General features: G+C 64.2%; 28 protein-coding genes and 1 tRNA gene. 19 read left to right on the top strand and 10 right to left on the bottom strand.

Features of this window, described 5'->3' with window-relative positions; all coding sequences use genetic code 11:
* The 4 genes from VIQ49_RS28140 to VIQ49_RS28125 form a co-directional block, all read right to left on the bottom strand.
* The coding region (locus VIQ49_RS28140; RefSeq protein ID WP_331890332.1) for a cation diffusion facilitator family transporter at positions 1 to 825 on the bottom strand (825 nt) is incomplete at its 3' end.
* 86 nt (positions 826 to 911) lie between these two features.
* Complete coding sequence (locus VIQ49_RS28135; protein ID WP_331890330.1) at positions 912 to 1,538, bottom strand: response regulator transcription factor; 627 nt, start codon at positions 1,536 to 1,538, stop codon at positions 912 to 914.
* A gap of 44 nt (positions 1,539 to 1,582) precedes the next feature.
* Positions 1,583 to 1,789, bottom strand: a complete 207-nt coding sequence (locus VIQ49_RS28130; protein ID WP_331890329.1) for a hypothetical protein — start codon at positions 1,787 to 1,789, stop codon at positions 1,583 to 1,585.
* A gap of 140 nt (positions 1,790 to 1,929) precedes the next feature.
* A complete protein-coding gene (locus tag VIQ49_RS28125; RefSeq protein ID WP_331890327.1) occupies positions 1,930 to 3,300 on the bottom strand; it encodes a glutamate decarboxylase in 1,371 nt (456 codons plus the stop codon).
* 240 nt (positions 3,301 to 3,540) lie between these two features.
* Between VIQ49_RS28125 and VIQ49_RS28120 the strand changes: the two genes are divergently transcribed.
* The 4 genes from VIQ49_RS28120 (at position 3,541) to VIQ49_RS28105 (ending at position 6,063) form a co-directional block, all read left to right on the top strand.
* Entirely contained in the window at positions 3,541 to 4,470 is a 930-nt protein-coding gene (locus VIQ49_RS28120; protein ID WP_331890325.1) for an MmpS family transport accessory protein, read from the top strand.
* Positions 4,471 to 4,479: 9 nt separating this feature from the next.
* Positions 4,480 to 5,223 carry a class I SAM-dependent methyltransferase gene (locus VIQ49_RS28115; RefSeq protein ID WP_331890324.1) on the top strand — a complete coding sequence of 248 codons (744 nt, stop codon included), beginning with the start codon at positions 4,480 to 4,482 and terminating at the stop codon, positions 5,221 to 5,223.
* Between the two features lie 29 nt (positions 5,224 to 5,252).
* On the top strand, positions 5,253 to 5,399 hold the full coding sequence (locus tag VIQ49_RS28110; protein WP_331890323.1) for a hypothetical protein: 147 nt from the start codon (positions 5,253 to 5,255) through the stop codon (positions 5,397 to 5,399).
* A gap of 61 nt (positions 5,400 to 5,460) precedes the next feature.
* Positions 5,461 to 6,063, top strand: a complete 603-nt coding sequence (locus tag VIQ49_RS28105; protein WP_331890350.1) for a putative glycolipid-binding domain-containing protein — start codon at positions 5,461 to 5,463, stop codon at positions 6,061 to 6,063.
* A gap of 48 nt (positions 6,064 to 6,111) precedes the next feature.
* On the opposite strand, the gene VIQ49_RS28100 is transcribed toward VIQ49_RS28105, so the two are convergent.
* Positions 6,112 to 7,071, bottom strand: coding sequence for a prephenate dehydrogenase (locus VIQ49_RS28100; protein WP_331890322.1), 960 nt, complete (start codon positions 7,069 to 7,071; stop codon positions 6,112 to 6,114).
* A gap of 94 nt (positions 7,072 to 7,165) precedes the next feature.
* Between VIQ49_RS28100 and VIQ49_RS28095 the strand changes: the two genes are divergently transcribed.
* The 4 genes from VIQ49_RS28095 to VIQ49_RS28080 all read left to right on the top strand — a co-directional run bounded on the left by VIQ49_RS28095 (position 7,166) and on the right by VIQ49_RS28080 (position 8,743).
* Positions 7,166 to 7,675: a tRNA adenosine deaminase-associated protein gene (locus tag VIQ49_RS28095; protein ID WP_331890320.1), complete on the top strand. Its 510-nt coding sequence runs from the start codon at positions 7,166 to 7,168 to the stop codon at positions 7,673 to 7,675.
* A gap of 14 nt (positions 7,676 to 7,689) precedes the next feature.
* Positions 7,690 to 8,148 carry a nucleoside deaminase gene (locus VIQ49_RS28090; RefSeq protein ID WP_331890319.1) on the top strand — a complete coding sequence of 153 codons (459 nt, stop codon included), beginning with the start codon at positions 7,690 to 7,692 and terminating at the stop codon, positions 8,146 to 8,148.
* 213 nt (positions 8,149 to 8,361) lie between these two features.
* On the top strand, positions 8,362 to 8,571 hold the full coding sequence (locus tag VIQ49_RS28085) for a CsbD family protein (RefSeq protein ID WP_331890317.1): 210 nt from the start codon (positions 8,362 to 8,364) through the stop codon (positions 8,569 to 8,571).
* An 81-nt stretch (positions 8,572 to 8,652) separates the two neighbouring features.
* Positions 8,653 to 8,743, top strand: a tRNA-Ser gene (locus VIQ49_RS28080).
* A gap of 36 nt (positions 8,744 to 8,779) precedes the next feature.
* Here VIQ49_RS28080 and VIQ49_RS28075 read toward each other — a convergent pair.
* Both VIQ49_RS28075 and VIQ49_RS28070 read right to left on the bottom strand, forming a co-directional pair.
* Entirely contained in the window at positions 8,780 to 9,943 is a 1,164-nt protein-coding gene (locus tag VIQ49_RS28075; RefSeq protein WP_331890315.1) for a tyrosine-type recombinase/integrase, read from the bottom strand.
* The gene (locus VIQ49_RS28070; RefSeq protein WP_331890313.1) at positions 9,930 to 10,484 is read right to left on the bottom strand and encodes a helix-turn-helix transcriptional regulator; all 555 of its coding nucleotides are present in this window, start codon (positions 10,482 to 10,484) and stop codon (positions 9,930 to 9,932) included. The genes VIQ49_RS28075 and VIQ49_RS28070 overlap by 14 nt, the downstream gene beginning before the upstream one ends.
* A gap of 127 nt (positions 10,485 to 10,611) precedes the next feature.
* Here VIQ49_RS28070 and VIQ49_RS28065 point away from each other — a divergent pair, with 127 nt between their 5' ends.
* Entirely contained in the window at positions 10,612 to 10,824 is a 213-nt protein-coding gene (locus tag VIQ49_RS28065; protein ID WP_331890311.1) for a DNA-binding protein, read from the top strand.
* A gap of 208 nt (positions 10,825 to 11,032) precedes the next feature.
* Here VIQ49_RS28065 and VIQ49_RS28060 read toward each other — a convergent pair whose 3' ends face one another.
* On the bottom strand, positions 11,033 to 11,311 hold the full coding sequence (locus VIQ49_RS28060; protein ID WP_331890309.1) for a hypothetical protein: 279 nt from the start codon (positions 11,309 to 11,311) through the stop codon (positions 11,033 to 11,035).
* 47 nt (positions 11,312 to 11,358) lie between these two features.
* Between VIQ49_RS28060 and VIQ49_RS28055 the strand changes: the two genes are divergently transcribed.
* From VIQ49_RS28055 to VIQ49_RS28010, 10 genes are all read left to right on the top strand, one after another.
* Positions 11,359 to 11,808, top strand: coding sequence for a hypothetical protein (locus VIQ49_RS28055; RefSeq protein ID WP_331890307.1), 450 nt, complete (start codon positions 11,359 to 11,361; stop codon positions 11,806 to 11,808).
* A gap of 84 nt (positions 11,809 to 11,892) precedes the next feature.
* Positions 11,893 to 12,279, top strand: coding sequence for a helix-turn-helix domain-containing protein (locus VIQ49_RS28050; protein ID WP_331890305.1), 387 nt, complete (start codon positions 11,893 to 11,895; stop codon positions 12,277 to 12,279).
* A gap of 316 nt (positions 12,280 to 12,595) precedes the next feature.
* Complete coding sequence (locus VIQ49_RS28045) at positions 12,596 to 12,796, top strand: hypothetical protein (RefSeq protein WP_331890303.1); 201 nt, start codon at positions 12,596 to 12,598, stop codon at positions 12,794 to 12,796.
* The gene (locus VIQ49_RS28040) at positions 12,793 to 13,161 is read left to right on the top strand and encodes a hypothetical protein (protein ID WP_331890301.1); all 369 of its coding nucleotides are present in this window, start codon (positions 12,793 to 12,795) and stop codon (positions 13,159 to 13,161) included. The genes VIQ49_RS28045 and VIQ49_RS28040 overlap by 4 nt, the downstream gene beginning before the upstream one ends.
* Positions 13,158 to 13,445 carry a WhiB family transcriptional regulator gene (locus VIQ49_RS28035; protein ID WP_331890299.1) on the top strand — a complete coding sequence of 96 codons (288 nt, stop codon included), beginning with the start codon at positions 13,158 to 13,160 and terminating at the stop codon, positions 13,443 to 13,445. The genes VIQ49_RS28040 and VIQ49_RS28035 overlap by 4 nt, the downstream gene beginning before the upstream one ends.
* Complete coding sequence (locus VIQ49_RS28030; protein ID WP_331890297.1) at positions 13,442 to 13,702, top strand: hypothetical protein; 261 nt, start codon at positions 13,442 to 13,444, stop codon at positions 13,700 to 13,702. The genes VIQ49_RS28035 and VIQ49_RS28030 overlap by 4 nt, the downstream gene beginning before the upstream one ends.
* A complete protein-coding gene (locus VIQ49_RS28025) occupies positions 13,695 to 13,874 on the top strand; it encodes a hypothetical protein (protein WP_331890295.1) in 180 nt (59 codons plus the stop codon). The genes VIQ49_RS28030 and VIQ49_RS28025 overlap by 8 nt, the downstream gene beginning before the upstream one ends.
* 173 nt (positions 13,875 to 14,047) lie before the next feature.
* Entirely contained in the window at positions 14,048 to 15,799 is a 1,752-nt protein-coding gene (locus tag VIQ49_RS28020) for an HK97 family phage prohead protease (protein WP_331890293.1), read from the top strand.
* Positions 15,800 to 16,526: 727 nt separating this feature from the next.
* Complete coding sequence (locus VIQ49_RS28015; protein WP_331890292.1) at positions 16,527 to 17,699, top strand: Fic family protein; 1,173 nt, start codon at positions 16,527 to 16,529, stop codon at positions 17,697 to 17,699.
* Between the two features lie 350 nt (positions 17,700 to 18,049).
* On the top strand, positions 18,050 to 18,217 hold the full coding sequence (locus VIQ49_RS28010; RefSeq protein WP_331890291.1) for a hypothetical protein: 168 nt from the start codon (positions 18,050 to 18,052) through the stop codon (positions 18,215 to 18,217).
* A gap of 39 nt (positions 18,218 to 18,256) precedes the next feature.
* On the opposite strand, the gene VIQ49_RS28005 is transcribed toward VIQ49_RS28010, so the two are convergent.
* Positions 18,257 to 18,736 (bottom strand): carboxymuconolactone decarboxylase family protein, encoded by a 480-nt coding sequence (locus VIQ49_RS28005; protein WP_331890290.1) that lies wholly within the window; start codon positions 18,734 to 18,736, stop codon positions 18,257 to 18,259.
* A complete protein-coding gene (locus VIQ49_RS28000) occupies positions 18,733 to 19,830 on the bottom strand; it encodes a dihydrodipicolinate reductase (RefSeq protein WP_331890289.1) in 1,098 nt (365 codons plus the stop codon). Before VIQ49_RS28000 ends, VIQ49_RS28005 begins: the two co-directional genes overlap by 4 nt.
* Positions 19,831 to 19,866 lie beyond the last annotated feature (36 nt).

Below are 19,866 nucleotides of genomic sequence, written 5' to 3'. Positions count from 1 at the left end.
CGCGGCCACCAGAAACAACTCTCCCGGCCCGGCGTATTCGACGTGTAAATACGTGACGCGGTCGACGTCGCGGTGCGCCAAGAGCGTCCGCAGCAGGTGCTGCCGTGTCGGCTGATCGACACTCTGACCGAGCAGGAACCGCCGGTTCTGGTTGATGAGCACCACCGCGACCACACCGAGGAGAACGCCGACCAGGATCGAGCCGATCGAATCGTACGTCGGTGACCCGGTCAGCTGATGGAGAAGAATGCCGACGAAGGCGATGGCGAGGCCGATCAGCGCGGCGGCGTCTTCGGCGAATACCGCACGGAGGGTGGGATCGGAGGTCCGGAACACCTGATCGAGCAGACCGATTCGACGTTTATCCGCACCCTGCTTGGCCTGGTGGTACGAGCGGAGGAACGAGACACCTTCGAGCACTGCGGCAATCGCGAGGACCGCGTAGGCCACACCGTAGTCCGTGGCGGGTTCCGGCGACAGCAGCTCTGAGATCCCGTGCTGAATGGACACTGCCGCACCGACGGCGAACAACCCGAAGCCGGCGAACATCGACCAGATGTACGCCTCTTTGCCATAACCCTGGGGATGGCGGGCATCTCGCTGGCGGCGGGATCGGCGTTCGGCGATCAGCAGCAGGATCTCGTTACCCGTATCGGCCCACGAGTGGGCGGCCTCGGCCACCAGCGACGCTGATCCGGTGAGCATCGCGGCCCCGGTCTTGGCCACGGCGATCAGTAGGTTCGCGACGAATGCGATGAAAACCGTCAGGAAGCTCTCGCTTCCGCCCGCTGCGGTCGTACCTGTCTGCTCACTCGGCGTTGACATGCGAACCCCCCGCCCTGAGAGTATTCGCTACCCGTCGGTCTCGGGCGCCACGCGCCGAGACACCGTGGCCAGAGCGGATTCACCGTTCAGATCAAACCCTCTCGCATCGCATAGGCGACTGCATGGGAGCGGTTGCGCAGCTGCAATCGTGTTGTCACGTCGTGTAATACGTTCTTGACCGTCCGCTCCGAGAAGCACAGCTGGCGGGCGATCGCGGACGTGTCGAGTCCATCGGCCACCAGCCGTAGGACCTCGATCTCGCGTTCGGACAGGCCGGAGAAGTGGAGGCCGCGGGGCGCGAGTGTTTGACGCTGCAACCGGCCGACCTGGTCGAGCAGGCCGCCGAGTAGATCCGCCGGGACCACGCCGCCACCGGCTGCCACCCGACGGATCTGCGCGATCAGCGCGTCGGCTTTCGCGTCGGCGCGACGTACCAGGCCGCTGACACCGGCTTCGGCGGCATCCACGACGGTGGTGTCGTCGAGGACTCCGAGGACCAACATCGTCCGTGGGATACCACCGCGCTGAAGGGCACGCAGGTTGCGTTTGACCGCATCGTCGAAGCAATCGGCGACCACTATCGCGACTTCCGCCGAGTCCACGTCGGATTCGTCGACCAACCGGACCTCCGGTCGCATGTGCAGTTGGCTGCTCACCCCGGCCTGGAGAATGGTGTCGTTCGAGTACACATACGTGAGGATTCGATGTTGCATCTGCCGACTCCTGGATGACCTTGACGATGGCGGCGGGTGGATGGTCATTGCCGCGCCATTCCGGAGCCGACGAGAATGGTTGCGGTGGTTTCCGTACCGCCGAAGACAACCTGATTCGATTCGGGCGATACGTCTTTCGAGCAGGCCGCAACGGTGAGAACGATGCCGGCGACGAACACCGCGAGTGTCACCGTCGACGACTTCAACAACTCGAGGACGGACGTTGGGGGGATTCCGGTCTGTCGGGACATGCACTGAGCGTGGTCGCGTGACGTCCCGAAAACGCGAGTAGGCGACTACCCGAATATGGGTAGCCGCCTCGCCCGCGGACTGCGTAACACCGCATCGGCCCGCGTAGTGGTCACGGCCGCACTACCTGCGGTGGCGGGAATCAGTGTGCGAAATGCGTCTTCTGCTCGAGGTGTCCGCTGGTGGTGACCTTGCGGAGGTCGGCGATCACCTGCACGAGGTGTTGGTGCAGAACTCGCGCCATGTCACGCGAAAAACCCTCGCGGACAACAACTCGCAGAACCGCGAGATTGGTGACGTTGTCGGGCATCGTGTAGGCGGGAACCTGCCAGCCGTAGGCACGTAGTCCGTGGCTGATGTCGAATGCGGTGAACTCGCACGATTCGTGGAGTCTGAACGTGACCACCGGAATGGCCGAGCCGTCGGTGATGATCTCGATCTCGTCTTCTTCGGCGATCTGTCCGGCAAACCATTGGCCGGTGCTCGACAACGACTTCATGATGTCGGTGTAGCCCTGACGGCCCAGCCGCAAGAAGTTGTAGTACTGCCCGATGACCTGGTTGCCGGGTCGAGAGAAGTTGAGGGTGAAGGTGGGCATGTCGCCGCCGAGATAATTGACCCGGAACACAAGGTCTTCCGGCAGCCATTCCTTCCCTCGCCAGACAACAAACCCGACACCGGGATAGGTCAGGCCGTATTTGTGGCCGGAGACATTGATGGACACCACCCGAGGCACCCGGAAGTCCCATTCGAGGTCGGGATGCAGGAACGGGAGCACAAAGCCGCCGCTGGCAGCATCCACGTGGATCGGCACGTCCACGCCGCCGTCGGCCGCCAGTTTGTCGAGTGCGTCCGCGATGGCCTTCACCGGTTCGAGTTCACCGGTGTAGGTGGTGCCGGCGATGACCACCACACCGATGGTGTTCTCGTCGACGGCGTCGATGACCTGCTCGGGCGTGATGACGTAACGGCCTTCCTCCATGGGGAGGTAGCGGGGTTCGACTTCGAAGTAGCGGCAGAACTTCTCCCAGACCACCTGCACGTTGCTGCCCATGATCAGGTTGGGCGTACCCCGGGTTTCGCCCTGCTTCGCTTTCCACAGCCACTTCAGGGCCAGACCGCCGAGCATGACCGCTTCGGATGAACCGATGGTCGAGGTACCGGTCGCGGTGGAGGCATTGGTGGGGTCGAGGTCTGGTGCGTTGAACAGGTCGGCGACGATTGCGACGCAGCGTTCCTCGATGGCTGCGGTCAGCGGGTACTCGTCTTTGTCGATCATGTTCTTGTCGAACGTCTCGGCCATCAGTTTCTCGGCCTCGGGATCCATCCACGTGGTGACAAATGTCGCGAGATTGAGGCGGGAATTTCCGTCGAGCATCAGTTCGTCGTGAATGAATCGGTATGCGACCTCGGGGTCCATCGATTCTTGGGGCATCTGGAGCGCCGGTACATCAGAAACGGCAAGGCGGCCAGTGTAAGCGGGAGTGATTGTCCCGCGGTCGAGGTCTGACATCTCAGTGAAACTCCATCTATTGGAAGTTGAACCGGCACGAACTGAGCGCAATCTTGCACGATGTTACCGTTCCGTTGCAGGTCCGGCGGGTTGTTCGGCCGGACAGCCGCAGGGGTGATTGCGGCACAGCGGATTCGGCGCCGCGAGCCGGTTGATGAACACCGATCAGGCGTGGTAGGACCGCGAATTCGGGCCGCCGGTAAGGTCGAAGCCCTGACCGCCGACGTGAGGAGTGCACGCATGGGTCCCGGAAACGGAAACGATCGCGAGAATCCCGACCAGCCGACATGGGGTGGCGGGCAGGACCCGGCGCAGCCCCAGCAACCGTATTGGGGCGCGCCGCCCGACCAGCCGGGCCACGGTCCCAGCGGTACCACCCAGATGCCGTCGCAGGATTCCGGTCCGGCGTCCCAGTACGGGCAACCCGACTACGGTCAGGGCCCCCAGTACGGACAACCGGGCTACGGCCAATCGCAATATGGTCAGCCTCAATACGGTCAGCCCCAGTACGGCGGTGATAAGTATGGGGGCGATCAATACGGTCAACCGGTTGTCGGTGGCCAGCCCGCCTACAGTCAGCAACCCGACTACGGCCAGCAGTACCCGGGCGGTCCGTACGGTGGCGGGCCGCCCTATGGTGGTGAGCCGCCCTACGGCGGCTACGGAAGCGGTGGTCAGCCCCCGGGTGATGGCGGTAGCAAGAAGACGGTCTGGATCGTCGTCGCGGTTGTCGCAGTTCTGGTTTTGGTTCTCGGTGGAGTCTTCGCGGCCGTGGCCTTGTCCGGTGATGACGGCGACAATTCGAATACGGCGGCGTCATCGACCTCCGCGACATCGACGGAAGAAAGCACCCGTTCGACCGAAACCGATACGACGACAACCGAGGCCACGGAATCCACCACCACGAGCGGATCGTCGTCGGGCACAGTGACCTACGAGGTGACGGGAAAAGTCGACTTCATCCTCTACACCAGTGATACCGGCCAGCAAACGGTTACCGGGCCGAGCGATCCGTGGTCGATGACCGTCGAGGACACCGGGAGCGAGTTCATGGTCAGTGCGGTCTCGGCTGATGGCAGCGACGTCACGTGCGAGATCAAGGTCGACGGGAAGACGGTTGCCGACGACGAGGGTGCGATGGCGATCTGCGTGGATCTGAACATCCGCTAGGAGCGCACCATGACTGACTCGGACAAGCGGGCCCAGATGTCGAGGTCTTTTGGGGGACAGGCGCAGTCGTACAGTCGTGGACGCCCTGACTATCCGGCCGCGGCGGTCGCCGAACTGACCAAGCCGGATGCTCGGGTGATTGCCGACATCGGTGCCGGCACAGGAAAACTCACCGCATCCCTGCTCGATTCGGCGCGCACGGTCTACGCGGTCGAGCCCGATGCCCAGATGCTCGACGTGCTCAGGGCCCACCTGCCCACGGTGCACGCTCTGATCGGGACAGCCGAACAGATCCCGTTGGCAGGGCGCACCATTGACGCACTGGTCTTCGGCCAGGCGTGGCACTGGGTACGCCCGGACATCGCTGCGGCCGAGGCGGCACGCGTCCTGCGTCCCGGCGGCACCCTGGGGATGATCTGGAATATTCGCGACGAATCGGTGCCGTGGGTGAAGCAGCTGACCGACACCATCGCCGCCAGCGAAGCCGAACGGTACGTGGCGGCAGGGGTGCCCGAGTTGGGCGCCGGATTCGGGCCGTTGGTGCACACGACCGTTCGCTGGGACCGCACTTTGTCGGCTGCGCAATTGCTGGACATGGTCTCCTCCCGCAGTGCGGTCATCACCGCCACGGACACCGACCGGGCCCGGATACTGGAACAGGTCGAGGCCCTTGCCGCCGAGGTGTCCGACGAGGACGGAAACGCAATTCTGCCCTATGCCACACATGTGTATCGGGCTGAATTGAATCCATGAATCCATGAATCCATGAATCCACGGCAGGCGTGACGTCGACGGTCCCCGCCCAGCTCGGCCTGTTGTTGCTCCTCACCCCGTGGAGGGATGTGGGGCTCACACCGTCGATCATCGCCCTGATCCCGATGGGTTCGAGCCGTCTTCAAGAGGTGGGAACAGTTGTTATCCGCGGTTGAGTCGATAACCGCACACCCTGTCGCCTACCGTGGAGTCGTGAGTTCCCCAGACGTGTCCCATATGCCCGCTCAGCCTGCGCCAACGGAGGCCGGCAACGGCGACTTCAAAGCCATGATGACCTGGCGCGGCATCGGTGCCGAACGTCTGGAACAGGTCCGGGTGACGGTAACCGGTCGACGGATCAAGGCGTACGGCCGGATCATCGCAGCGGCGACCCCCGAACACGAGGCGTTCAGTGCTTCCTACGACCTGATCACCACCGACGCCGGACTCACCAAGAGGCTGTCGCTGCACCTGGTGCGGGCCGGCGGAGACACCCAGATCTCGATCACCCGTGACGGGCAGGATGTGTGGCTGGTGCAGTCCGCGCGCGGCATGCATCGCAGCGACTTCGGTGGCGCCCAGGACGTCGACCTGGCACTGAGCCCCTTCTTGAACGCACTTCCGATCCGGCGGCTCGGACTGGACAACCCGGCCACGAAGCCGGTGGTTGTTCCGGCGGCGTACCTGTACTTGCCGACCGGTGAGTTCGCGGCGGAGTCGCTGCAGTACACCCCCGGCGAGTCCGGAATCGGCATCGTCGGGCCGGTGGCCCAGACCACCATCACCGTCGACCAGAACGGATTCGTGCGCGACTACCCCGGTCTGGCCGAGCGGATCTAGCGCCACCGGCGGCGGACAAACGTCTCTGCCCGGCGGGGTCGTCGCAGATCAGCCGGTCCAGATCGCCCCGTCACGGGCCGCGTTGCGCAGGTCGGCCTCCCAGCCGGGTGCGCCGATGGTCACCGTGGCCGGTGGTCCGTCGACTCCGTTGACCTTCTCGTAGTGCATGCGGGCGCGGTGTCCGTCGGCGACAAGTGTCTCGACGGTGCCCTGATCACGCAGCTGATCCCGAGCGTATGTCAGTCGATCGATCGTTTCGCTGAGCGCGACCAGCAGGGCCGTCGAGTTCGCTTCGAGCATCGCGCGCTGCGCAGTCGGGGAGGTCCCGGCCACGCGGGTGCCGTCCCGGTACGAGCCGGCGGCCAGCCGCAGGGCCAATTCGCCCTCACCCGCGCCGACCACCGCGGTGACCGCTGCCGTCAGGTGCGGAAGGTGCGAGATCCCGGCCACCGCTCGGTCGTGTTCGTCAGATGCGGCCGCGACGACGCGCGAACCGACATCGAGCGCGAGGCGCGCGACCATCCGCCAGATCTGCGGGTCGGCGCCGTCGTCGGTCCCGACCACCCACACCGCGCCCGAGAACAGAGCGGGATCGGTCGCGGGCCAACCGGACTCGGACGTACCGGCCATCGGATGCCCGCCCACATAGCGGTCGCCGAGGCCATGAGCGTGCGCCGCGTCGGCAACGGGCTGCTTCACGCTGACCACATCGGTCAGGGGGCATGCGGGGGCGTGTTCGGCGACGCGCGCGATCAGCGCATCGATCGTCGGGGCCGGGGTCGCCAACACGATCAGTGCCGACGTGTCGGCGGCCCGGCGCAGCGTCGCAACCAGGTCGGAGGAGGCGTCGTAGCCGTCCGCCACCGCGGCGTCCACCGTCTCGGGGGACCGGTTGTATCCGAACGCGGTGCGACCGGCGGCCACCGCCGCGCGGAGCAGGGAACCACCGATCAGACCGAGACCCAGAACGCAGATCGATGGCTGATGTGTCGGAGCGCTGTGAGTCACCTGTTCAGATTCGCATATCGTCGCGCCCGGCAAGCCGGGTGGCAGTGGTCGATAGAGTTGGGTTTACCCGTTCCGCCCGCTACCGTGAACCGCTATGGCTGGTGCGCGCGCGGATGAAGTAGACGGCTTTGCCATTGCGGTCGTCCGAGAGGACGGCAAATGGACCCTCACCGCGTTGGACAGCAACTCCCTCGGCGACCTGGGGGAGACCGAGAACCTGCTGCGTGGCCTGCGTAGTGCCGGTGCGGTGTTCGGGCTCCTCGATGTGGACGACGAGTTCTTCGTCGTCGTACGTCCGTCGCCATCGGGGACCAAGCTGTTCATCTCTGACGCCACCGCCGCCATCGACTACGACATCGCCGCCGACGTACTCGAGGTCCTCAACGTTGACATCCCCGACATCGACCCCGACGAACTCGCCGACGTCGAACCCTGGGAGGAGGGCGATCTCGCGATCCTCTCCGACCTCGGACTGCCCGACTCCGTGATGAGCGTGATCGTCGGCGACACCGACCTCTACGCCGACGAACAGATCGGGATGATCGCAGCGCGTCTGGGCTTTGCCGACGAGCTGTCGAATACGCTTGAGCGTCTGGGCCACTAGACCTCTGGGGGCGTATGACTGCCGATGAGGAACTGATCGAGGCGGCACTCGCCGCCGCCGCGCAGGCCGATCCACGGGATGTGCCGGTGGGTGCGGTGATCGTCGATCCACAGGGGCAGGTGATCGCCACCGCCGCCAACGCCCGTGAGGCCACGTCCGATCCGACAGCTCACGCCGAGGTCCTTGCGATCCGGCAGGCCGTCGCCGTGCTGGGCGATGGCTGGCGGCTGATCGGCTGCACCATCGCAGTCACCCTCGAGCCGTGCACGATGTGCGCCGGCGCCATCACGCTGGCTCGGTTGGACCGGCTTGTGTTCGGCGCGTGGGAGCCGAAGACAGGCGCGGTGGGGTCACTCTGGGACGTTGTCCGCGATCGCCGCAACACCCATCGGCCACAGGTCCGCGGCGGGGTCCTCGAGGACCGGTGCGCGGCTGTGCTCCGCGACTTCTTCGCCACTCACCGACCTTCCTGACCAGGTGCCACGCCGCGCCCACCTGTAATTGCACGTTCCGGTCCGCGCCCCACCTGTATCTGCTCCGTCCACCGAAAATTGTCGGTGGACGGAGCGAAAACGGGTGGACGTTCGCTCGGCGCGATCCAGGAGGGGTTTAGGAGTGCCGATCGGCTGGGTATGCGAGGTGTGTACCGAAGAGCGGTCTGAACGAACCGTCAGGGAGGAAGTGTCATGGGTATTTCCGACGATGCAAAGAACAAGGCAGAAGATCTCAAGGGACGCGGCAAAGAGGCCGCGGGAAGCCTGTCCGGTGACGATCAGCTGAAGGCAGAAGGACAGGGCGACCAGGCCAGTGCCGGCGTCAAGCAGAAGGTCACCGACGCGGCGGACGCCGTCAAGCACAAGGCCGACGAGGTCAAGGACAAACTGACCGGCCGCTGACGTTCGGGTCGCCTGACAGCCGAAAATGGCTCTGACCAGCCGATTGCAGTCCTAGGCCACTGCTGCGGTACAGTTTTCCGCGGTGGCGTGTCCGAGCGGCCGAAGGTGCAGCACTCGAAATGCTGTGTACGGTAACCCCGTACCGAGGGTTCAAATCCCTCCGCCACCGCCAGTGAAAGCCCCCCATCCTCGCAGGTGGGGGGCTTTTTCATGCGAGACGTATGTTCGAATGCCCTTCCGGTGGGCACACTTTGGGCACACTCGCTGCAGAGTAGGACGTGTGGAGGGTGTCGGCCGCGGCGTCCAGGTCGGTGTCGAACAGGTCGGCGTAGACATCGAGGGTCACCTTGGCCGACGTGTGTCCGAGCATCCGCGCGAGCACCAGAACGTTGATGCCGGCCGAAATCGACAGGCTCGCAGTCGTGTGTCGTAAGTCGTGTGGCGTCACCGACTGCACGCCAGCGCGTTTGACCGCGCCAGCGAACCATCCCCGCGTGGACTTCGGCCGCGGTAGGTACTTGCCGCTCTCGCCCGGGAACACCAGATCGCCGGGGCCCTTGCCCGCGCACTGCTGTGACAGCTCCTCGAGGATGAACTGGGGGACCGGGACCGATCGAGTGGTGCGACTCTTCGTCAGACCCTCGGCGTGCTCGACGCCGAGCTGCACCGCGTTGTCATGGACGGTCAGGCGACGCCGGAGGAACTCGACATCCCGGACGCGCAATGCGATCAGCTCGCCCCATCGCAGTCCGGTGTAGGCCAGTGTGAGCACCAGGGCGCGGTGCTGGCCTGACTCAGCGGCGAGCTTGGCGACGTCCTCGGCGGATAGGTAGACGTGACGCTTCCGCCGTTTGCGCGGCAGGTTCTCGACGCCGCGCGCAGGATTGGCGGCCAGTCGCCGGCCTTTCACCGCATCGTCCAGGATCCCGGCCAGCACGCCGTACGCGCGGATGATCGTCGTTGCGCCAGCGCCCTTCTTCGTGACCTTGCCGTCTGCGTTGGTGATCGTGCGGCCCATATGTGCGATCCACCGCTCAACCTCGACCAGCTCGATATCCGAGACTCGACGAGTCCCCCACTGGGGCTTCACGTGCACGCGCCACGCGGCGTCGAGCGTCCGGTAGTTCGACGGCGCGACGTCGGACTCCTTGCGCGCCAGCCATTCGGGGCCCAGCTCGGCGACCGTGATCCGGCCGAGCGACGGCTGGATGTAGGCGCCTGTCAGCTTGGACACTTCGACGGTGGCGGCGTAGGCCTCGGCGTCCCGTTTGGTGCGAAACCCGCGCTTCTTCGTCTGTCGGTGATCTGGCGTCCGGTAGCGGACCTGGTAACGCTTGCCGGACTTCGTCTCGTAGGGCTCAATCGTCGCCATCGGTGCCACCCTTCTGCTGTGGTGGGATTCGCATCATCGATGTCTGGGAGTCAACGACGCCGGTGTCATCAATGCGGACGCGCCTCTCGACGGTGATCCCGTCAAGGTCGATTTCGAGTCGCTCGCCATCGTCGAACGACAGTCCGCGACCAAGGCCAGGACGAGAGCGGAAGACAAAGCCGAGGCCCGTCCCGTTGGGGGACCAATAGCCCTCCACGAACTGCCAAAGTCTCTCGGCTGTAACGGGTTTCATACCAGTGACTTCGAACTCGTGGGTGAGTTCGATCCTAAATCCTTCTGGAGACAAGAGTCTGCCCGGCGCAACGTCGAGTGCGACAGCGAGCGCCATCAGGTCATCGACGTCCACGCGCCTATCGCCAGTTTCAATCCTCGATAGTCCCAGCGTTGCTATCGGCCGGCCGATCTCAGTGAGACGTCGACTCAGCTCGGCGAAGGTTATCCGCTGGGCCTCGCGTAGCCGTTTGATGTTCGCGCTTACCGCGATGCCTGTTGGCCCCAGGGGGTTCTTCTTATCCGCCATTGTTCGAGCATCGCCCAATCATTTTGATATGTCCACACATCGTCTTGACACTTGCCCACTTCGGTTACATGATGATTGCACAGCAGATCATAATGATCTGACAAGCTGTCAAAATGAGAGGAAAGCGATGGCTATCGACGCTTCGCCACTAGCTCTGCCGAGTGAGGTGGCCGCATATTTTCGGACCTCAGAGGCCAAGCTCGCTCAGGATCGGTTTCGCGGCATCGGTCCTCGGTACGTGAAGCACGGCCGCCGCGTTCTGTACCGGTGGGCCGATGTCCACGCCTGGGCCGACGCGAACACCCTGCAGCGCACGGATGACCGCCCGGTTGCCTCGTGAATCGCTACACCCGTCTCGAATCGCAGAGCGACGTCGGCCTCGGCGCCGACGAGGACGGAATGCGCCGGTTTACCCGGCCCTGTGACAGGGCCGAGCTGTCTGCTCGGCTCGAAGAAAGAAGTGACCTGGCCCCGGCGGCAACCGGTGACCAGGTCGATGTCCAAATCCCTGAGAAGAAATGAGAACGATGATGACGATACGACGCCCCTCAGACATGCGCCAGCGCCTGTCTGCCAACTGGATGACCCACATCGACGACGACCTGCAGCGAGACGCGTGGAGCGACCTCCACCACCTGGGGGTCGAACCCGAGTGCCTCGCAGATTTCGAAGATGTCCGGCGCGTGATGATCGACGTCGAGCGCGAAGGGCACCACCCGGCCGAGTTCGACGTAATCGCGATCGCGGTCGAGCTCCGTCGCGCGGCCGGTGATCGCCACCTCGACGCCGCGCCCGACGAGGTCTGGACTGACGCGCTCGAATGGCATCGACGAGCGCCGTGGCCAACCGATCCGAGTCGGATCGAGGCCGCGTGATGTCCGCGAAAGAGCTGCTGCAGCAGGCGAATGACGAGCACGAATTCACGATCGGCGACGAGGACCGGCTGCCGTGGTTCGACGAGGATCGGCCGGCCTGGTCGGACCGCGAAGAGGACGAGACGGGCGCCAGTGACAACGGTGTCGCTCGCCCTGATGCGATGCGGTGGTGCTCGCAACGGGTGTCCCTTCCCGCACGTCTCTACCGAGGGCGGTTCGTCGGCGACACCTACATGGGTGCTCGCCACGAGGTCAGCCTGGTCCAGTCCATTGGCGATCGGGTGCCCACGGTGCTGCTGCACCGGGCCTCGCATCCCGACGGCGCGACAGGCGCATACACGCGGCTGATGGCGCTCACGCTCGACGAGGCCGCGGCGCTGGCTCGAATCCTGCTGCTGCACGTGGATCTCGCGACGGAGGGGGCTGGAGAACCTGCGGAACCCAGCTAGTCCCATCGGCGCCGGGGCTGACAACGTTTCGCCCCGGCGTCAACGGGATTCATCAACACCTACCTCCGAGGAGAGGCAATCATCATGGTAGCCCCGGCCGCCGAATCAGCCGCGACAGAAGGCCAGTCGGTGGGTCACGCGGATCGGTTCGAGTGGGAGCGAGTGCTGCAGCGGGTCGTGTTGCCGCCCTCGACCAACCACCTTGCCGCGATTCTCGCTCAGCACGCGGACCCTGACGGAACGCGCGTCTATCCCGGGACCGAGCGCCTCGCGAAGATCATGAACGTATCGACCTCGACTGTGAAAAGAGGTCTCGCGGAACTGCGTTCGTACGGCTTCATCGAGCGGGTGCGACAGGGCAACAGGTGGGCAAATCAGTCCGACCTCTACCGCCTCACAATCCCGGTCGATCTGTTCGATATGGACCTTCACGTCTACGGTCCCGATGACTTGTCTGGGGGTCACACATGACACGCAGACCTTCGTCGTTGCAGCAACTCTGGGTATCACCCATGACCCCCAGAGTTATCCACAGGCAAACAGTCTGGGGACCACCCATGACACCCAGACCCAGCCGGTTCGACTGGCTTGCAGCAAGTCTGGGGGTCATATCGCGAAAGTCTGGGGGTCATCTCAGAAAGTCTGGGGGTCATCTGGAGCAAGTCTGGGGGTCATGGGTGACCCCCCACCATGTATTACCAACCACTACCAGCCACAGACCAACCATCTGTCGTTGCGTAGACAGGGGAACGTTACGTCGCGCGCGAGCTGAGTCCGGTGATCGAAAATGACATCTCGCTATGACCGGACCGGCGATCGCATCGAGGACACCGACGATGGCCGCATTCGTCCACCCGCGCATGACCCTCGATGCGACAACGGCTGGCTCGGTATCGATGACGAGATGCGGCCGATTCCGTGCCTGCAATGCCGGCCACATCTGGCGCGCGGACTGGCCGACACAAACGACTTCGGAAGGGAACGATGACGACCGACGACCGAGCGAAACTGATCGACCCGACGACCGAGGTGTGGTTGGCCGAGCACGGACTGCCGGGTTTCACGGTCGCCGAGACCATCGACGCTGGCGGCAACCGGCAATTCTGGATCGTCGACCGCGACCAGCTCGGCGGCCGCGACGTCGACCACGGCAACGAGTCCCCGGCTCACGAGCAGACCGGGTTTCTGTCTGAGCGTTGGCACGACCGAATTGCGGCCGCGCCGTTCCGCTGCTGCCGTCCACGTCGGGACGGTCGGCCCTGCCGGATTCTGGTCCGCTCGGCGGACTCCGCGTGCGCGTATCACCGGCGGCAGCAGAAGGCGGGCGTCGACGGCAGGAGTCCGAAGTCGTGACCGTGACCGTCGACCACATCGTTGAGTTCCTAACCGAACTACTGCCCGGTACCGCGAGCCTGCCGGGCGCGCAGTGCGTCGGGTCATCGGCTCTGTTCGACCCTGGCGCGATCGACGAGCCACCCGAGGACTACGCCTACCGCCGCACTGCGGCGCGCCAGCTCTGCCGCTCGTGCCCAGTGCGCACCGACTGCGAGACCTGGGCGCAGAACGTTTCACACCATCGCGTCTCCGGGCTGCTTCCCGGTCGCGGATCCGGATCGAGAAGAAAGCCGAAACCATGAACACACCACCCGAAAATACCAACCGACGACGCGCCACGCTGATCCTGCTCGCCGCGCTCGACGACGACGAATACACCGCGAGAGCCGTTCTCGACGAGGCGTGGGCCGAGTCCGAAACGGCCGGCCTTTGCGGCATCATCGCCTCGATGACGACCGGCATGCTCGAGCTGTTCGTAACGACGGCCGGTCCCGACGCAACGCGCAAGACGCTCGACCTCACGCTGCTCAACCTGAGCCTGGAGGACGGCGATGTCTGACGAAGTCCTGTTCACCAACGCCGCCGCGGGCGAGGGCGAGGACGATCCGACACCGCAGAAGACCCGCAGGGTGTTCGACGGAACGCGGTGGATCTACGTCCCGGAGGAGAACGCGAACCAATGGGACGACCGCGTGTGGCACGCCGAGGTGCCGCGTGATGATCCGCACTGACCGGCCAGCCGCTATCGTGGTCGGTGGAGCCGTCGCCAGCCGACCGCGGCCAGCACTCAGCGAGTGCCCGCCAGCACCCGGTCCGCGAACGAATCCAGCGAGTCCCGCCAGCGCAGAGCGCGGCCAGTGACCCGTTGTCGATTCTCCAATTCCATTGTCCGAAAGGACTTTTCGTGAAACACAAGTCTCTGCCCATAGCTGGGCTCAAAACCGCCGGCCTCGGCGAAGGCGAGTTCGAAGGATTCGCGAGCTGTTTCGACAACGTCGACTCTGCTGGCGATGTGGTCCGCAAGGGCGCGTTCGCCAAGTCGATCAAGACCGGATCGGTGACCCCGTTGATTTGGGAACACCTCGCGAGCGACCCCCGTAACTACGTCGGCGAAGTCGTCGAAGCTCGCGAGACCGACGAAGGGCTGGCGATCAAGGGCCGGTTCGACCTCGACACCGAGCACGGCTCGGCGGCCTACCGAGCGGTCAAGGGCCGGCGAGTAAGCGGGCTCTCAATCGGCTACATGGTGCGCAACTCCACCAAGAACGCCGAGGGCGCAACCGAGCTGCTCGACCTCGATCTGCTCGAGGTATCCGTGGTCGCACGCGGCGCCAACGATCAGGCCCTGGTCACCAACGTCAAGTCGCAACCCAACCCCGACGCCTCGCGTAAGGCCCGCGATGCCTACGCCCGACTGCGCGTCGACATGCTCACCAAATCCACAGATGCCCAAGGAGGCACCACCATGTCCGGAGCCACATCCATCCGCCTGCAGAAGCTCGTCAAGGCGAAAGAGGATCAGCTCGAATACATCGACGAGATCATGAAGAACGCCGGCAAGCTGCGGCGCGAACTGACCGAGGGCGAGTCCGAGGAGGTCGTCGAGGCCACCGAAGAGGTCAAGAAGCTCGATCAGCGGATCGCGTCGTACAAGTCCGAGCAGGACGGCTTCAACGACGCAATGGATCTGGCGCGCCGTATCGGCGGAGTGTCCACCGACGGCACCAGCGACGCCGATCAGCCGGCCTCCGGATTCCTGCCGCTGACCGGCAAGGGCGCCAAGTCGCTCGCGGCCGCCGTCGTCAAGGGCATGCCACGCAAAGAGTCCAAGGCACTCGCGAGCGGACAGACCACCACATCGGTCGAGCTGCGCGACGAAGTCGCCGAGAAGGGCCGCGCGCCACAGTCGCTGCTCGACGTTCTCACCACGCGACAGGTCGCCACGAACTACGCGTTCCTGCGTCAGACAGTGCGCACCAACAACGCCGCGCCCGTGGCCGAAGGCGGCACCAAGCCGACGTCGGTCTACACCGTGACCACCATCGACGCCAAGCTCGAAGTCATCGCACACGTCAGCGAGCAGGTGCCGCACTACGTGCTGTCCGACAACACGAACCTGGAGCGGTTCGTCCAGGACGAGATGCTGCACGGCCTGCGAACCGCGGTCGAGAATCAGGTACTCAACGGCAACGGCACCAGCCCGAACCTGGCCGGCATTCTCGGCACCAGCGGACTACAGACACAGGCGTTCGCCACCGACAAGCTGACCTCGGTACGCAAGGGCATCACGAAACTGGAGAAGCAGGGCTACCAGGCCAGCGTGCTCGTGCTCTCGGCTGACGACTGGGAAGCAATCGAGCTGCTCGCGGCCACCAGCGGCGCAACCGACGTCCGAGGCGTCCCGATTGACGCTGTGGCACGCAAACTCTGGGGTGTGCAGGCTGTCATCAGCAACGCACTGCCGGCCAACAAAGCACTGATCCTCGACGGAACTTCGGTCGCCATCGACACCGATGCGGCAATCGACACTCGGTGGTCCGATGCTGTGTCCGATGACTTCCTCAAGAACTACGTCAGATGTCGCGTTGAGGGTCGATTCGGCGTCTCCGTGTTCAAGCCCGAGGGGATCGTCAACGTCACGACCGCAGCCGCGTAATTTTCGCTCCGCCGCGAAAATTGCGCTCCGCAGAAGTCGGAGCGCGCGAAAGAAGCCCGCCGAGGTGCAATCACATTGCCTCGGCGGGCTTTTGGCTACCCCCTCCCACTCCCGCCCCACCCGGAGTAGGACTCCCACCCCACTCCTGCCGGCCTCCCACCTCCCCACCCCCCTGGGTCAGATGCGCCCGCACGGAGCACCCGCTGAGCGGTTCTGGCGGCGTCCACGCGGGCCACATCGCCGCTGGCGGGCATAACTCGGACGCCATGGGACTTTGGCCATCGTTGCTCCGCCAGAAGCGGCAGGAGAGTTGCAGGCTCGCCCCCGGCCGATCTCTGGCCCTGGGATCAACGCAAGAGCCGTCGGAGTCGCCGTGACGACACGGACCGCGTAAGCGGCAACCGTCGGCTGAACCTCGAACTGGCCGACAACGCCGCGATGTGCTCGCCAGGAACCGCTCAGCGTCTGCGAACGGGTGAGCCGCCGAGCTGCCGGGGGTAAGGGGGTCAGCATCGCTACGGCAAGGCGAAGGGGGAGCCCGACTGGTTGGTCGCTCTTTTTCACGCTCAGGTTGCGGCACGAGGGGGGTGACAGCCCCGCGCGCTAGCTTGAACGTACATGGATGTGATTCAAGCAAAGGGATGTTTGCTTGAACCTGCTCCCCGCGCGTTCAAGCTAGCTTGTGCCGCGCGGCAGACGTTCAAGCAAAGCCGGTTAAGCTTGAATGGTGGACATTGAAGCAGTGGGCAAGTCACCCATCGGCAAGCTCGTACCGATTGCGGGAACCGACCCACGAACGATGCAGGAGTGGACGTACTGGGCGTATCTACCAAAGGATCTGCCAGAGTTGCCGGCCCTGAGTGCCCGCGCGATCGCCAAGTCAGCAACCGCGGGAGAGGCTGTCGCACGGTTGGATGAAGCAGTCGCACAGCTTCCCCGGCCCGAGATCCTCGTGCGTCCGATCATCCGTAAGGAAGCTGCGAGTACATCGGCCTTGGAGGGGACGTACGCGTCGTTCGATGATGTATTGGAAGCGGACTTTCTTGAGGACCGCCAGATGTCGTCAGAGCAGCGGGAGATCCGCAACTACGTGGAGGCCACTGAAGCTGCGTGCGCTCAGATCTCCGAGCGGCGAATTAGTCGCGCATTTTTGGGCGGACTCCAGCACATGATCGTTCAAGGCACTCGCGGCGAAACTGCCGATGCGGGTGACATCCGTCCTCACCAGGTCGCCATTGGTGCCGACGAGCGACCGATTGAGCAGGCTCGATTTGTGCCGTGCCCGCCCGGTGACCAGCTGGAAGCAGGTGTCGCCGCGTGGGAGAACTGGTTGATGACGGACAGTGACCTTCTGATCATCGCGAAGGTCGCGATTGCGCACTATCAGTTTGAAACTCTTCACCCATTTGGCGATGGCAACGGCCGACTTGGCCGTCTCGTCTCAATTCTGCAGCTCATGAAGGCAGGCAGATTGCGATGGCCGGTGCTCAACATTGCCCCATGGTTCGAGACGCGCCGTGAGCTGTACCAGGGCGGACTGATGGACGTCACGCTGTCTGGAGACTTCAGTCCGTGGGTCGAGCTGTTCGCACACGCGGTGGAGCTCCAAGCAAAAGAGGGGTTGTTGAAGATCCAGCGATTGCTGGCTATCCGCGACCGACTAGTTGCCGAACTTCGTTCCGCCAACATGAGGGGTTCAACGGTCGAGATCGCAGAAATCCTCATCGGATACCCAGTGATTGACGTGCGAACCGCAAGCATGCTCATTGGCAAAACCTTTGAAGCAGCAAACCAGGCGATCGCCAAACTAGTTGATCTCAAAATCCTCGTCGAGATCACTGGCAAGAGTCAAAATCGGCTCTTTGGCTGCGCGGAGATAGCTCGGGCGATCACACCCTAGCGCCGCGCGGTGGGCACATTTTGGGCACACTTCGGCGTAATTGGGCACAATCACGGATAACCATCTGGCACCATTAACCCCTGATCAGGGACTCTTTCGTGCCACCACCTGCGGGTATGGGCAGGGTTCAAATCCCTCCGCCACCGCCGTCGAAATCCCCTCACCCTCGGGTGGGGGGATTTCTGGTTTTCTGACCCCTCGACGGCCCGATATTGCGTTACCGGCGTCGGCCAGTACACTTGTGCTCTGCATCACAGATCTGAAAGTCAGTGGACTGGAACACAGCTTGGTCCGCTAGTTCGCTGCCTCGCTCGACTGACGATGACCTGAATACATAGGAGCTGGCTGCAGTGAATGAGCGTCTGGACGTCTCGAATCCGCCTTTGGTGTCGTGGTCGTCGGAGACCGGCGGGCAGGCAAGGCTCAATGCCCTCGTCTCGGCTCAGCGGAATCGTTGGGCGATCACGGTGAGGAGTTCGGACTTTCGGTCGATCGTCGGCGTTCCCTGGGTGGACTGACAGGCCGGCGCCACCTGGCGTGACCACCGGCGCGCAGGTTCAGTGGTTCGGGAGTACGCAGGCCGTGTCGAGCCCGAGGACGTGGTTCAGGCGACCGAACGCCAGCCACGAACCCAGGCACATACTCAGTTCGACGATCTCCCGCTGGTCGTAGGCCGCGGACATTCGCGACCAGAACTCGTCGTCCAGGCCGTGATGGTCCACCGCGTACCGTTCGGCGTACTCCGCCGCCAGGCGGGTGCGGACGTCGAAGGCGTCGGTGGTGCGCCAGTTCTCAACCGCATCGTCGAAGGTCTCCTCGACCTTCTCCCCGTCCCGTTCGGTGCGCCAGTCCTGGCAGAATATGCAGCCGTTGATCTGAGCGGTCCGGAGTCGGGCCGCCTCGAATTCTCGTAGCCCCAGTGTGGAATCCGAATAGACCTTCATCGAGAAGTTGGCCGCGGCTCCGCCAATCTCCGGAACCATCTCGCCCCACACGTATGTGATCGGGTCCTTGCCGTCGGGTACGTCGATTCTCATGTCGGTGCCATCCTCTTCAGTTTGCCGAAGGCCGGGGTCAGCGGAACATCAAGTGCGTCATACAGGCCGGGACCGGCCTCGCGGAGCCAATTGATCGAGTTCACCAATCTGCCTACCGCAGTGGCATTTCCACCCGCGGCGCGATTTCCACCTTCATCTGTCGCCTCGACGCTGATCTCGATGCGCGGACGTCCTTCGATGATCACCCGGTGTGCACCGTCACCGCCGTCGGGCGGGGATGGCCAGTCCGGCGCGCAGGAGGGATGGATTCTGGTGATGTGCTCGATGACGATGAGTGGTTCACCGTCGACGATGCCCTGGACCTCGAATCGGATCGCCCCCTGCGTGCCCTGCTCGAACACACCCATCCGAGGGGTGTCGATCGTGGCGTCCAACGGGCGGCGCAGAAGCGTTTCCCGGATCTCATCCAATTCGACGCCGAGGGCCCTGGCGATGAGCCGAATCTGGCCGCCCCACACCATGGTTGGGACAGTTGGGGCGACCATCGGCGGCTCGTAGTCCATGGGTTGGCCCATCCCGATGAGATATCGCACGGAGTCGGGCTGGTCGTAGGTCGTGTAATCGAAGATCTCCTGGCAGCGCACCTGCTCCACGATCGATGCGACGCCGGTTGCGAGGATCGGGAGGATGTCGTTGCCCCACCCGGGGTCGATGCCGGACACGAACAGGGATCCGCCGCCCTCGTCGATCGCGGCGAGGACGGCGTCGCGTAACTCGGCGGGTGCCGAAGCGGGGTCGTATAGCGCATACAACGAGGTACTGACGACCGTCGCGCCGGTCCGGATGGCCCGGGTGATGTCGGTGAGTGCATCGGCGGGCCTGATGTCGCCGGATGCCGCGTACACAACGGATTCGGCGCCGGCCAGGGCCAGATCAATGTCGTCGGTGGCAAGCACTCCGAGATTGCGACCGATGTCGGCGAGGTCGCCGGCGTCGCGCCCGACCTTGTCGGGGTTGTGCACGATCACCGCGGTCAGCTCGAGGTGAGGATGTGCGTCGATCGCGCGAATTGCCGCGCGCCCCACATTTCCGGTTCCCCACACCACTGCCTTCACCGTTCTCGAACCGCTCATCTCGCCAGAATATAGAACACGTTCCTGTTTTTCAGG

It is taken from the genome of Williamsia sp., assembly GCF_036566845.1.
Lineage (GTDB): Bacteria > Actinomycetota > Actinomycetes > Mycobacteriales > Mycobacteriaceae > Williamsia.
This window is presented reverse-complemented; position numbering and strand designations above follow the sequence as displayed.